Below are 13,063 nucleotides of genomic sequence, written 5' to 3' on the forward strand. Positions count from 1 at the left end.
TCCCGGTCCGATGTGCGACCCCGCCGCGCCGGGCAAAGTTGCGGACCATGACGACGCAGACCGTTGTTCTGGACAGCGTCCGGGCCACTTTTGGCGACGGCGCACGGCAGCTCGTCGCGCTCGACGGAGTATCGGTGGCCTTCGAGCGCGGCACCTTCACGGCGGTGATGGGACCGTCCGGCTCCGGCAAGTCGACACTGCTGCACTGCGCGGCCGGTCTCGACCGTCCGGCCGGCGGCTCCGTCACCGTCGACGGAGTCGTGCTCGACGGGCTGAGCGAAGATGACCTGACTCGGCTGCGGCGCGACCGGATCGGCTTCGTGTTCCAGGCGTTCAATCTGGTTTCCGCGCTCACCGCCGAGCAGAACGTCGCACTGCCGATGCGGCTCGCTGGTCGCCGCCCGCCGACTGCCGACATCGTGGCCGCGCTCACCGCGGTCGGGCTGGCCGACCGGCTCGGGCATCGCCCGAGCGAGCTCTCCGGCGGCGAGCAGCAGCGGGTGGCCGTCGCCCGGGCACTGATCAGCCGGCCGGCGGTCGTGTTCGCCGACGAGCCGACGGGCGCGCTGGACAGCGTGACCTCGCGCCACATCCTCGGCCTGCTCCGGGCGCTCGTCGACGAGCACAGCCAGACGGTGGTGATGGTGACCCACGATCCAGTGGCGGCTGCCCGTGCCGACCGAATCGTGTTCCTCGCGGACGGCCGGATCGCCGACGACGTCCGCCGTCCGCTCACGGCGGAGGAGATCGCGGCACGCACCACACACCTGGAGGACCCGTGCTGAGGATCCGCCGGATGGCCGGTGCGCTCGTGGCCGTCGTGGTCGGGATCGCGCTCGTCCTCCTCGCCCTGATGTTGCTCCTCGCGGGGCGTCCGATCGTTCCGGACCGGCTCGCCGCCACGGCCGTCGTCGTGCAGGCGCCCGAGAGCCGAAGTCCGGCCGAGGCCTTCCCACCAACGGTGCCGTGGTCGGCGGCGAAGACCGACGATCTCAGCCGAAGGCTTGGTGCGGTGCCCGGTGTCGAGGCCGTTGTGCCAGATCGGAGCTTCTACGTTCAAGCCCTCGTCGACGGGCGGCCGCCCGCGGTGGAGGGGCAGCGACAGGACACGTACGAGGGGCATGGCTGGTCGTCGGCCCGGCTCGGCGGACTGGTGCTGGTCTCGGGTGCGCAGCCGCGGCGGCCGGGCGAAGTCGTGGTCGATCGGGCGCTCGGGTTCCGTCCCGGGAGCTCGGTAACGCTGCTGACCGCGACGGGGCCGGTGTCGTACACCGTGACGGGACTCGTCGACGCGCCCGGCTATCTGGTGGCGGACGCGGTGGCGGCGGAGCTGGCGCCGGGAGTGCGGGCAATCGGGTTGGTGCTCGAGCCGGGCGCGGACCCGGGCGCGGTGGCGGCGGCCGCACGGGACATCGTGGGTGACGACGGACGGGTCTTGTCCGGCGGCGAACGGGGTGCGCTGGAGCCGCGGGACGACGCACGAGCGCGATGGATCGGCATGCAGGCGCTCACGGGGGTGGCGACGCTCGCCGGGTTCGTCACGGTGTTCGTGGTCGCGTCGACGTTCGCGTTCTCCGTTGCCCAGCGCAGGCGGGAACTCGGGCTCCGGCGGGCGATCGGGGCCACGCCGCGGCAGGTGCGGCGGATGGTCTATGGCGAGGCGCTCCTCGTCGGCGGCATCGGAGCGGTCCTCGGCAGCATCGTCGGGGCGGCTGCCGCACCGACCGTAGGACGAGCGCTGGTCGAGGCGGGGCTGGAGCCGGCGGCGTATGAGGTGCGGTATGAGCTGCTGCCGTTCGTGGCTGTGCTTGCGCTTGGGCCGGTGGTCGCGGTGCTGGGGGCGTGGTCGGCGGCTCGGCGGGCGGCTCGGGTCCGGCCGCTGGAGGCACTGCGTGAGGCGGTCGTCGAACGGCGGCGCATGGGGCGGCTGCGGTGGGTTGCCGGTGGGCTGCTGACGACGTCGGGCATCGCGCTGGCGGTCGGCACGGCGACCGCGGACGATGCGCAGGACGGGGCGACGTTCGCCTTGTACGCCGCCATGGCCCTGATCACCGGGATGGTGGCGCTCGCGCCGACGGCGGTACGGCCGATCGTCGGACTGTGGCGCCTGCCGCTCCGGCGGGGCGGTGGCGCGATCGGGCTGCTCGTGCGCGAGGGAGCCGCGACCGCGGCGCGGCGGACGGCGTCCACGGCCGCGCCGGTGCTGCTGACCGTCGCGTTCGCGGTGCTGGTGGCGGGGATGGTGCGCACGACGACGGAGGCGTACGCGGCGGGGCGGGCCGCGGACGTCGACGCGGGGCAGGTTCTGGTGCCGGACCGGACGCCGGGGTTGTCCGACGCCGCCGTGGCCGCGGTGCCGGGCGCCGCGATGCTGCCGACGACGGTGTTCGCGCCGGAGAACGGGGGCGGGACGACCCCGCGGGCCTGGAGCGCGCTCGGGGTGGACACGACCGCGTTCATCCGTACCGATCGTGGGGCGCGGGTGGTCGCGGGCTCGCTCGAGGACCTCAGGGAGACGGACACGGCGGTGGTCGCCGAGTCGGTGCGCCGCGAGGTGGGGGACTCCTATCCGGTCGTCTTCGCCGACGGTGAGCGGGTGACGTTGCGCGTGGTGGCGGTGGTGGCCGATCGCTCGGTACGAGCGGATGTGTTGCTGGCACGGGAGACCGTTCGGCGGCACGATCCGTCGGCGCTGACGTCAGCCATCTATCTGCCGGGAGGCGGGGACGCAGCGGTGAGCGCGCCGCCGGGCGCCGGGGCGCGGGTGATCGACGTGGCGACGTGGGCCGCCGAGGCGGACAGCTCCGAGGACCGGCTGGTGTGGCTGTTCACGCTGATGCTGATCGGGGTCTCGGCCGGCTACGGTGCGCTCGCGGTCGCGAGCACGCTGCTGATGGCGGCTCAGGGGCGCGCGGCCGACCTGCGGGTGATGCGCCTGGCGGGGGCGACGCGGAGGCAGGTGGCCGGGTACGTCGCGGCGGAGTCGGCGCTGGTCGTGCTCATCGGGGCGGTGCTCGGCGGGGTGGTCGCGTTCGGGGCTCTGGTGAGCATCCGGGCCGGGCTCAGTCAACAGGTCGGGGCGGCCGTGGAGCTCGTGGTGCCGTGGCCGGTCATCTGCGGTGTGGTCGGGCTCTGTCTTCTGCTCGCGCTGCTGGCCGGGGTGCTGCCCACTCGGCGGATGCTGCGGGAGCGTGCGATCCGGATGCCGTCATGAGCCGGACGATCGCGAGCGGTGATGCGGGTTGGTGCCAGGGCAGCCGCGTCCAGGGGAGGGCGAACGACGGTGAGTCCGGGGAGCGTTGCCAAGGGGGCAGCCGAGTGCCCGCCGTCCGTCCCCTTCGGACAGTCGACGGGCACTCGACCCTGTGGGAGTCAGGCTTTGGAGATGGCGTCGCCGGTCACCTTGATGGCGATCGCGCCGAGCGCCTTCTTGGCGGGGCCGGCGGCCACCGAGCCGTCGGCGACCTTGAAGCGGCTGCCGTGGCAGGGGCAGTTGATGGTGCCCTCGGATACGTCACCCACGACGCAGCCGGCATGGGTGCAGACCGCGGTGAAGCAGCGGAAGGTGCCGGCCGTGGGCTGGGTGACGACGATCTTCTGGTCGGCGAAGATCTTGCCCCCGCCGACTGGGATGTCGCTCGTCTTGGCGAAGCTCGCGGCGTTGGCGGCGGCACCGTTCGGGCCGGCACCGCTCTGGTCGCCGGTGCCGGCGGCGTTGTCCTCGGGGGCGGCCGGGTTGGCGCTGTCGAGGCCGTACGCGGCGCAGCCGGAGAGGGCCGTCGCCAGGCCGGCCGCGGTGGCCCCGGCCAGCAGGGTACGTCGGGTGGGAGTGCACATGGTTCTTCGAGCCCCTCTCAGAGCTTGACGCCGAACGTGGTGAAGAACCACAGGGCGGAGGTGACGAACAGGCCGGACAACGCGGTGAAGACCAGGCCGCCGAACAGCGGCAGCGCCCAGTTGGGGACGCCCTTCTTGGCGAGGATCAGCATTTTGGCCGCGAAGGTGCCGTAGAAGAAGCAGCCGAGGAGGGAGTGCAGCAGGACTCGGGTGTCGTAGTCGTCGAAGCCGAGTGCGTAGAGGCAGTGCAGGGCCACGGGAATGGAGGTGATGAAGGCCAGGCGGCCGGACCAGCGGTGGGCGGGGCCGAGCCAGGGGGCGTCCTTGAAGACCGAGAGCTTGCCGTACATGACGAGGGCGGTGAACAGCTGGAAGAGGGCCAGGACGAAGGCGAGGGTGGCCAGCCAGACCTTGACCGTTGCGGGGCTGGAGAAGCCGGCGAGGTTCACGGCGACGCCCGTCGGTTCGTGGAGCTTGCCGTAGACGCCTAGGCCGGCGGCGACTAGGCAGGCGACCAGGAACGGGACGATCAGGGTCGCTGCGGTCTTCGGGGTCGTGGGGGCGACCGACGGGATCGAGGCGGCCGGGATCGCGGCGGCCGGGGCTGAGGCGATGGCCGGAGCAGCGTGGGCCGTGGCAGCGATCGGTGTAGTGCCGATGGTCGGCGCCGACGTCGGGGCGGTGATCGGCATCGAGGTCGGGGCGGCGAATGCGGGCGCCGTGGGAGGAGCGGAAAGAGTGGGAGGCGCTGTGGGAGGAGCGGGAGGAATGGGAGGCGCCGGGGGCTGAGGTGTTGGAAGAGCGAGCGAAGGAGTGACTGCGTCCGGGTACAGCGGGTCGACCGTGTACGCCTGGGGTTGTAGCGCGAAGGGGGTCGTGCCGGAGGGAGGTAGTGGAGACGGGGCGGGGATCGGGGGGAACTCCAGGCGCTTGATCGGCGTTGCGTCCGGGCGGGAACTGGGCCTGGGCTCCGGGGCGCCTTCGTTGGTCGGGGCGGTCATCGCTCGGGCTCCTGGGTCAGTATCCGGTCGCGGGGGTGGTTGGTTCGATGGTCACGGTGGTGCCGTCCACCGATGCCGATCTGGTCGTCACGTCGAATGGAGGTGCCGGCTGTAGGACGCCGTTGTTGTTTTCCACGCCTACCTGTTTGCCGTCCGGCAGGACGATCCAGCTCGCGTCCAGCTTCTTGCGGAGGCTCGACTGGGAGCGGTAGAGGCCCGACGGGGGCGCTACGGCCTTGATGGTGAAGGTCCACGTCTTCGTGCCGGCCGTCACCGTGCCCTTCATCTGGGCCGCCGTGTAAGTCGCGGTCAGGGTGCCCGTCGCCTTGGCGCTGTTCAGTTGCGCCTCGCCGTTGGACATCTCGCCGTCCAGCCAGGACTCGGCGGATCGGCCGTCGCAGACGTACGCGATGGCCTTGCCGTTGTTCACGACCACGCCCAAGGAGGCGGCGCCGCCGTCCACCGCGCCGGCGTAGGTGATGGTGCCCTGCTTCGCCGCGTTGCCGGTGCCGTCGCCCGGCGGAGCCGAGGGACTGGACGAGGGACCAGACGACGGACCAGACGAGGGACCGGCCGGGGGACTGGAAGAGGGACCCGCCGAGGGAGGGGGCAATGCGGCAGGTGCGGCGTTGTTGGTGACGCTGACGTTCATGCCGTACAGCACGCCGGCCACGGCCAGGCCTGCGCCCAGGGTGATGAGCGGTGCCTTGATGTTCATCGGTAACTCCCACAGGTTGACTTCGTCTCCATGAGACCGAGGTTGCGGGGGAGTGTCTGCGTCTTAAGACGCAGAAGCCGGTGCCTTGAATGTCCGTAACGAGACGGTCCGGAACCGGGTGGAGGTGCGACCCTTATCGCGGTCGATTGAGCAGGGCCGACGGCCGAGAGCAAGCGCACGGCCGAGAGCAGGTGCACGGCGGGAGCAAGCGCACGGCCGAGAGCAGGTGCACGGCCGAGAGCAAGTGCACGGCCGAGAGCAGGTGCACGGCGGGAGCAAGCGCACGGCCGAGAGCAAGTGCACGGCCGAGAGCAAGTGCAAGAACGGCGGCGCAAAGGGAGGGGCACGATGCCACGCGTCATTGTTTGGGCGGCGCATCTCGCGTTGCCGCTCGTGGGGCTCTGGTTCCTGCTCAGCCGGCCGGGAGCCGATCTCGTCTGGCAGCATCACCAGACGCACTTCTGGCTCGTCCTGGTGGTCGCGGCCGTCAACGTGATCGTCGGCGTCGCGATGAGCGTCGCGGCCAAGCGGCGGGCCGACGGGCGTCTGTTTCTGGTGTCGCTGGTGTTCCTCGCCGCGGCGGGGTTCCTGTTCGCGCACGCGCTCGCCACGCCGGGCGTGCTCATCGGGCACCCCAACGCCGGCTTCGACCAGTCGATGGCGGTCGGGCTGATCGTCGGGTCGGGGCTCGCGGTGGCCTCGTCGCTGCGGCTTCCGGCTCGCATCACCGGGTGGCAGAGCGGGCTGCGGGGCGCGCTCGGGCTGCTGCTGTTCGTGTGGATCGTGTGGTCGTTGTCGGACCTGCCGCCGTTGTCGCGGCAGGATCAGATCCGCGACGTCGAGGGGCCGCTGGTCTGGGTGTCGTGGGTGGCCGTCGCGTTGTACGTGGCGGCGGCGGTTCGCTTCTTCGTGCTGTACCGGCGCAGTCCCGGTGCGGTCCTGATCTCGGTCGTGACCGCGTTCGCGTTGCTGGCCGAGGCGATGGTGAACGTGACGCTGGCGGACAAGTGGCGGCTCTCCTGGTGGGAGTGGCACCTCATGCTGACGGCCGCGTTCCTGTTCGTGGCGTACAGCGCCTACGTGCAGTACCGCCGCGAGGGCAGCGCCTCCGGGCTCTTCGACGGGATCGCGATGGCCGCGACGAACCGGCGGATCAAGGCGCAGTACGAGGCCGCGCTCGAGGAGCTGGTGGCCGCGCTGCAGCAGTCCGAGCAGGGGGCGGCGCCCGAGCGGCTGGCGGTCCGGATGGCCGAGCGGTTCGGGCTGACCGAGAAGCAGGCGGCGGTGCTGGACCGGGCGGCCGCGGCCCTCGTGGCGGAGCGGGACCTGTCGGAGCGGCTCGGCGCGCTGGTCGCGGTGGGCGAGCGGGCGCGGGTCGGGGCCGGCGAGGACGAGTTCCTGCGCAGCGCGCTCGAGGCCGTGCGGGGCTCATTCGGTACCGTCGAAATCGCCCTTGTCTCTGACGGCGAGATCGAGGAGCGCCCGGACTCGTTGCCCCTGACGGTCAAGAACATCAAGGCCGGCGCGGTCACGATTCCGGCCGAGACGCGGCCCGAGCTGCGCCAGACGCTCGCCAATCAGCTCTCGATCGGGCTGGAGAACGCGCGGCTCTACGGCGAGCTGTCGACCCTGTTCCGCCAGTACATGTCCCCGGACGTGGCCGCGGCGCTGCTCGCGGACCCGGACCAGGCGGCGCTCGGCGGGCGGCTGGTCGACGTGACGGCGCTGTTCGCGGACCTGCGCGGGTTCACCACGTTCTCCGAGGCGGTGGAGCCGGGCGACATCGTGGAGATGCTCAACCGGTACCACGGCGTCGCCGTTCCCTGCATTCTCGACAACGGCGGGACGATCGTGCAGTTCGTCGGCGACGCGCTGCTCGCCCTGTTCAACGCGCCCGCGCGCCAGGAGGACCACGAGGCGCGGGCGGTGCGGGCGGCGCTGCAGATGCAGGAGGCGGTGCGCGGGATCGCCGAGGGGCACCCCGACTGGCCGCGGTTCCGCGTCGGGGCCAACACCGGGCCGGCGCTGGTCGGCAACATCGGCAGCGAGCTGCTGCGGGGCTTCAACGCGATGGGCGACGCGGTGAACGTGGCCGCGCGGCTGCAGACGGTCGCCGAGCCGGGGCAGGTGGTGATCGGCGGGGTGACGTACGACGCGATCGCCGGGCGGGCCACCGCCACGCCGCTCGGGGAGCTGGAAGTGAAGGGTCGCCGGCAGACAGTCCGGGCCTACGTGGTGGAGGCTTTGGCGTGACGGAGTTCTTCGATCTGCTGTACGCCGACGAGCAGGCCGCGCTGGAGGCCGCCGGGCACCGCCGGCAGTGGCGGCGCGGGGCGGTGATCTTCCGCGAGGCCAGCCGCTCCGAGGCGGTGGTCATCCTGCGCTCGGGCCGCGTCAAGGTCTCCTCCGACACGGCGTCGGGCACCGAGGTGGTGCTGGCGGTGCGGGGGCCGGGGGCGCTGCTCGGGGAGCTGTCGGCGATCGACGGCGGGCCGCTGTCGGCGACCGTGACCGCGCTGGAGCCGGTGAGCGCGCTGTCGGTGCCGTCGCCGGACTTCGAGCGGTACCTGCTCGGCCACGCCCGCGTCTCGTTCCTGCTCATGCGCGAGCTGACCCGCCGGCTGCGCGACGCCGACCGCAAGCGCATCGAGTTCGGCGCCTACGACACCACCGGCCGGGTCGCGGCGCGGCTGGTCGAACTGGCCGAGCGCTTCGGCGAGCCGACGCCGGAGGGGCTGCGCATCAGCCTGCCGCTGTCGCAGGACGAGCTCGCGGGCTGGACCGGCTCCTCGCGCGAGGCGGTCACGAAGGCCCTGCGCACGCTGCGTGAAGAGGGCTTGATCCAGACGGGAAGACTCCACGTGATCGTCCATGATCTCGATGCACTCAGAGATCGGGCTCGATAATCCCGTCACCCTCGATTTGACCCTTGCAACTATGCGCATACCGCACTGTTGATCTTCATTGGGGCTGAACAGACCCTAGTCTTCCGCGTCAGGTGCATCGAGGCATCGACGCAGGGCCTCGGTGCTGAAGCCCCACCAGGGAGGTACCTGTGCGTAAGTTGACCGTGGGACTGCTCAGTCTCACGCTCGCGTCGGGGATGGGGGTGTTTGTCGGCGGGGGTGCGGCCCATGCCGTGCCGGCGCAGTCGCCGTCCGTCGACGCATCGTCGCCCTCCGACGAGCTGATTTCGGCGGACGAGCAGAAGCAGCGCGCTGCTCGTGAGGTCGCCCTCTCGCAGGTGCTGAAGGGCGAGGCCCAGCCGGAGAAGCGCGGCGCGAGCACGGTCGTGAAGATCGGCAAGGCCGACCGCAGCAAGGGTCACGTCGACAAATACGTCGAGCTGAGCCGCGAGCGGACCGACAAGATCTTCGTGATCCTGGCCGAGTTCGGCGACCAGCGTCACCCGAACTACCCGGACCAGGACACCAACCCGTCCATCCCCGGCCCGGCGAAGTTCGACGGCCCGCTGCACAACCAGATCCCGCAGCCGGACCGCGCCAAGGACAACTCGACGATCTGGAAGCAGGACTTCAACAAGCAGTACTTCGAGAACATGTACTTCGCCACCGGCACCGGGGCGGAGTCGCTCAAGACGTACTACGAGAAGCAGTCCTCCGGCCGGTACAGCGTCGACGGCATGGTCACCGACTGGGTGAAGGTGCCGTACAACGAGGCCCGCTACGGCCGCAGCAACGGCTACCCGTGCACGGCGAACGTCTGCAGCAACAGCTACGCCCTGATCCAGGACGCGATCGCGGCGTGGGTCGACTCGCAGCACGCCCAGGGCAAGTCCGACGCGGACATCAAGGCGACGCTGGCCTCCTACGACCAGTGGGACCGTAACGACTACGACCACGACGGCGACTTCAACGAGCCGGACGGGTACATCGACCACTTCCAGATCGTGCACGCCGGCGGCGACCAGGCCGACGGTGACCTGATCCAGGGCGAGGACGCGATCTGGAGCCACCGCTCCCAGGCGAACCTGCGCTCCGACCAGGGCCCGGCGGGCAACATGCGCGGCGGCTACCAGATCGGCACCACCGGTCTGTGGGTCAGCGACTACACGATGCAGCCGGAGAACGGCGGCCTGAGCGTGTTCGCGCACGAGTACGGCCACGACCTCGGCCTGCCGGACCACTACGACACCTCGGGCGCGGGCGGCAACGCCGAGAACCCGGTGAGCTGGTGGACCATCATGGCGCAGAGCCGGGTCAGCCTGCCCAGCGACAACGGGATCGCGGCCCGCGCCGCCGACCTCGGCGCCTGGGACAAGCTGCAGCTCGGCTGGCTGGACTACACCACGGTGAACGCCGGCAAGACGAAGCTGGTCGACCTCGGCCCGCACGAGTACAACAGCAAGAAGCCGCAGGCGGTCGTCGTCAACCTGCCGAAGAAGAAGGTCACCACGCCGCTGGCGACCCCGCCGGAGGGCACCAAGTCGTGGTGGAGCGGCGCGGGCAACATGCTCGACAACACGCTGACCCGCAACGTCTCGATCCCGGCGGGCACCACGACGCTGACGTTCCAGGCCAGCTGGGACATCGAGCAGTGCGGCTCCGACGCGTGTGACTACGCGTACGTCGAGGTCAACGACGGCACCGGCTTCAAGGCGATCCCGGGCAACATCACGGTCGCCGACGAGGGCAACGGCATCGACGACACCAGCAACGGCTGGGTGCCGGCGACGTTCGACCTGTCCGCGTTCGCGGGCAAGACGGTCGGCCTGCGCTTCCGGTACCTGACCGACCCGGCGGCGGGCGGCCTGGGCTTCTTCGCCGACGACATCCGCATCACCAACGGCGCCACCACGGTGTTCGCCGACGGCGCGGAGAACGGGCTCAACGGCTGGACCGCGGTGGGCTTCACGGCGGTGGGCGCGTCGCTGACGACGGAGTACGACAACTTCTACATCGCCTCGCACCGCACGTACGAGTCGTACGACAAGTACATGAAGACCGGCCCGTACAACTTCGGCTTCGCGGACAAGCCGCAGATGGTCGAGCACTTCCCGTACGAGACCGGCCTGCTGGTCACGTACTGGGACACCTCGTACCGCGACAACAACACCAGCCAGCACCACGGTGAGGGCCTGATCCTGCCGATCGACTCGCACCCCGACCTGATGCTCAAGGCCGACGGCACGCCGTGGCGGCCGCGGGTCCAGGGCTTCGACGCGCCGTTCTCGTTCGCGAAGACGGACTCGTTCACCCTGCACTCGGGCGCGACCAACGCGCCGAGCCGGCTGGGCGGGCAGTGGGGCAACCCGCTGTTCGACGACAGCAAGAGCTACTACCGTGAGGACCCGGCGACCAGCACGTACTACGGCGTGAAGGTTCCGAAGAACGGCGTGAAGATCTTCGCGCTGCTCGAGAACGGCACGTCGATGGCGGTGCTCGTCACCGGCTGAGCGGGAACCGTTTGAACCAGGAGGAGGTCCAAGTGGGCATGAAAGCTCGTTTGGGCCTCCTTCTGGCCGTTCTGGTCCTCTCCGGCTGCGCGGCCAAGACCGACGAATCCGGACAGACCGCCGCACCGCCCCCGAGCGCCGCGCCCGGACAGACCGCCTCGACGCCTCCGAGCGCGGAGCCCTCGATCAGCCTTCCGCCGAAGCTGCCCAAGAACACGAAGTCCGAGCCGATGACCGATGACTTCCAGCAGGTCGTGGCCAAGGGCAAAATACGTGTCAGCGGTACGTGCGTCGAGCTGATCACCGACCAGCTGAACTGGGTGCTCATCGGCCCCGCGGCCGCCCAGCTGCGCGACGGCCAGCAGGTCACGGCGACCGGCGTGCCCGACCCGAACCGCGAGACCGGGTGCACCGGCAGCCCGCTGCTCGTCTCCAGCGTCGCGCCCGCGGGGTGACGTGCCGGGGCCGAGGCTGGCGAACCGTTGAAGAATGACCACCACGCCCTTCCAGGTCACGACCCCCCGGCTGACGATCCCCGTGGGCCCCGATGACCACACCTCCGGTCCGGCGGGCGCCCCCGTGTCCATGGTCGAGTACGGGGACTTCCAGTGCCCGTACTGCGCCATGGCCCACACGATCCTGCAGGACCTTCTGCGGCTCCGGCGGGAGACCGTGCGGTACACCTTCCGGCACTTCCCGCTGACCAACGTGCACCCCTATGCGGACCTCGCCGCCGAGGTGGCCGAGGCCGCGGCGGTGCGCGGCGCCTTCTGGCCGATGCGCGACTGGCTCTTCGCCAACCAGTCCGGCATCAACCCGCGCCGGCTCATGGTCGGCGTCGAGCGCCTCGGCCTGCCCTCGGCCGAGGTGGGCGACGAGGTCGGCGCCCACCTCTACCTGGACCGGGTCCGCCGCGACCTGGTCGGCGGCGTGCGCAGCGGGGTCGGCGGCACTCCCACGTTCTTCGTCAACGGCGTCCGGCACGACGGTGGATACTCCCTGGACGACCTGCTCGAGGCGGTCGACCGGGCGGCCGAGGCGACCACTTCGGCACCGCATCGGGGCGGTCACACACTGTAGTCCGCCCCTGGTCACGCAGCGCAGCAATTCGGCGGACGGTGAGTTGGTCGTCCGCCGATCACCCGTGCTTCCGCAATGGCGCGGCAATTCGCTGTGTAATCGGCGGCGATGAACTCGGGAATTCCGGACATCACCGAGAGTGAAATATTACGTGGGCAACATCCGTCAATTCGACATTGGTGGTCAGCGTTAATCCGATTTTGCGCCTGGATAGTTGCGGTCGGTCAATGCAGAGGGCATGCTTTCGCTTCGGGTCGCACGGTCTTTCGGGCCCTAACTGTCCTGATCTCGGGTTTTGGGGGAACTCGAGGCCGACGATTGGGTGACGGGGACGCAGTCCGATGCTGCTGGCCGATGACTTCTTTCTGATTGCGCACGACGACCGCGACGGCAAGCCTCGGCTGTCCGCGCGCGCGGTGGAGCTCGGGCTGGCCGGCGCCATGCTCGGCGAGCTCGTGCTGGAACAGCGGATCACGGTCGAGGGGCCGCGGCTGCGCGTGCTCAGCAGCGAGCCGCCCGCCGACCCGCTCGCGCACACCAACCTGGCCACGATGGTCGCCGAGGTGCAGCACCGCGAGGTGCGCACCTGGCTGCAGTTCTTCGGGTTCTCGGCGGTCGAGGAGGTCGGCACGCGGCTGGCCCGCGTCGGCCTGGTCGAGAAGACTCTCGTGCGGCGCCTCCTGCGGTCGGAGACCCGGTGGCTGCCCACGGACATCAACCTGCCGGCCGGGCGGGTGGTGCGCCTGCGCCGCCTGCTCACCGGATTCGAGCCCATGCGGGTCGCGGACACGACCCTGGCGGGACTGGCGGAGGCGACCGGGCTGACCGGTCACATCCTCTGGGACCGCGACCCCTCGGGCGGCAGAAGGCTTCAACACGCGATCAGCTCCCTGCCGCCGCCGCTGCGCGACCTGATCCTGCAGGTCGAGTCGGCGATCGGCGACGCGGTGATGTCGCAACGCGGGTGACGGCGCGGCCTCGGACTTCCCTCTCCCCTTCCCCCCTCAAAAA

Annotated in this window: 11 protein-coding genes; 8 read left to right on the forward strand and 3 right to left on the reverse strand. The window is 70.7% G+C overall.

From position 1 onward, the window contains the following. Positions 1-47: 47 nt before the first annotated feature. Both AC6JBM_RS44935 and AC6JBM_RS44940 read left to right on the forward strand, forming a co-directional pair. Complete coding sequence (locus AC6JBM_RS44935; RefSeq protein ID WP_497979788.1) at positions 48-785, forward strand: ABC transporter ATP-binding protein; 738 nt, start codon at positions 48-50, stop codon at positions 783-785. Then, a complete protein-coding gene (locus AC6JBM_RS44940) occupies positions 779-3,214 on the forward strand; it encodes an ABC transporter permease (RefSeq protein ID WP_497979789.1) in 2,436 nt (811 codons plus the stop codon). The genes AC6JBM_RS44935 and AC6JBM_RS44940 overlap by 7 nt, the downstream gene beginning before the upstream one ends. 158 nt (positions 3,215-3,372) lie before the next feature. Here AC6JBM_RS44940 and AC6JBM_RS44945 read toward each other — a convergent pair whose 3' ends face one another. The 3 genes from AC6JBM_RS44945 to AC6JBM_RS44955 all read right to left on the reverse strand — a co-directional run bounded on the left by AC6JBM_RS44945 (position 3,373) and on the right by AC6JBM_RS44955 (position 5,556). Beyond that, entirely contained in the window at positions 3,373-3,837 is a 465-nt protein-coding gene (locus AC6JBM_RS44945; RefSeq protein ID WP_497979790.1) for a Rieske (2Fe-2S) protein, read from the reverse strand. Between the two features lie 17 nt (positions 3,838-3,854). Continuing rightward, entirely contained in the window at positions 3,855-4,529 is a 675-nt protein-coding gene (locus AC6JBM_RS44950; RefSeq protein ID WP_497979791.1) for a DUF6529 family protein, read from the reverse strand. Positions 4,530-4,854: 325 nt separating this feature from the next. Next, a complete protein-coding gene (locus tag AC6JBM_RS44955) occupies positions 4,855-5,556 on the reverse strand; it encodes a hypothetical protein (protein ID WP_497979792.1) in 702 nt (233 codons plus the stop codon). 348 nt (positions 5,557-5,904) lie between these two features. Between AC6JBM_RS44955 and AC6JBM_RS44960 the strand changes: the two genes are divergently transcribed. From AC6JBM_RS44960 to AC6JBM_RS44985, 6 genes are all read left to right on the forward strand, one after another. Next, on the forward strand, positions 5,905-7,809 hold the full coding sequence (locus tag AC6JBM_RS44960; RefSeq protein ID WP_497979793.1) for an adenylate/guanylate cyclase domain-containing protein: 1,905 nt from the start codon (positions 5,905-5,907) through the stop codon (positions 7,807-7,809). Then, positions 7,806-8,462, forward strand: a complete 657-nt coding sequence (locus AC6JBM_RS44965) for a Crp/Fnr family transcriptional regulator (RefSeq protein WP_497979794.1) — start codon at positions 7,806-7,808, stop codon at positions 8,460-8,462. The genes AC6JBM_RS44960 and AC6JBM_RS44965 overlap by 4 nt, the downstream gene beginning before the upstream one ends. A 149-nt stretch (positions 8,463-8,611) precedes the next feature. Further along, on the forward strand, positions 8,612-10,972 hold the full coding sequence (locus AC6JBM_RS44970; RefSeq protein WP_497979795.1) for an immune inhibitor A domain-containing protein: 2,361 nt from the start codon (positions 8,612-8,614) through the stop codon (positions 10,970-10,972). 32 nt (positions 10,973-11,004) lie between these two features. Next, a complete protein-coding gene (locus tag AC6JBM_RS44975; protein WP_497979796.1) occupies positions 11,005-11,427 on the forward strand; it encodes a hypothetical protein in 423 nt (140 codons plus the stop codon). A 34-nt stretch (positions 11,428-11,461) separates the two neighbouring features. Next, entirely contained in the window at positions 11,462-12,052 is a 591-nt protein-coding gene (locus tag AC6JBM_RS44980; RefSeq protein ID WP_497979797.1) for a DsbA family protein, read from the forward strand. Positions 12,053-12,393: 341 nt separating this feature from the next. Next, positions 12,394-13,020, forward strand: a complete 627-nt coding sequence (locus AC6JBM_RS44985; RefSeq protein ID WP_497979798.1) for a GOLPH3/VPS74 family protein — start codon at positions 12,394-12,396, stop codon at positions 13,018-13,020. Positions 13,021-13,063: the final 43 nt, after the last annotated feature.

Source organism: Dactylosporangium thailandense (assembly GCF_059739745.1).

Excerpts from the sequence above, each read along its gene's own strand:
- AC6JBM_RS44935 (WP_497979788.1), top strand. The coding sequence starts at position 48 with ATGACGACGCAGACCGTTGTTCTGGACAGCGTCCGGGCCACTTTTGGC.
- AC6JBM_RS44950 (WP_497979791.1), bottom strand. The coding sequence starts at position 4,529 with ATGCCGATCACCGCCCCGACGTCGGCGCCGACCATCGGCACTACACCG.
- AC6JBM_RS44960 (WP_497979793.1), top strand. The coding sequence starts at position 5,905 with ATGCCACGCGTCATTGTTTGGGCGGCGCATCTCGCGTTGCCGCTCGTG.
- AC6JBM_RS44955 (WP_497979792.1), bottom strand. The coding sequence starts at position 5,556 with ATGAACATCAAGGCACCGCTCATCACCCTGGGCGCAGGCCTGGCCGTG.
- AC6JBM_RS44980 (WP_497979797.1), top strand. The coding sequence starts at position 11,462 with ATGACCACCACGCCCTTCCAGGTCACGACCCCCCGGCTGACGATCCCC.
- AC6JBM_RS44945 (WP_497979790.1), bottom strand. The coding sequence starts at position 3,837 with ATGTGCACTCCCACCCGACGTACCCTGCTGGCCGGGGCCACCGCGGCC.
- AC6JBM_RS44985 (WP_497979798.1), top strand. The coding sequence starts at position 12,394 with ATGCTGCTGGCCGATGACTTCTTTCTGATTGCGCACGACGACCGCGAC.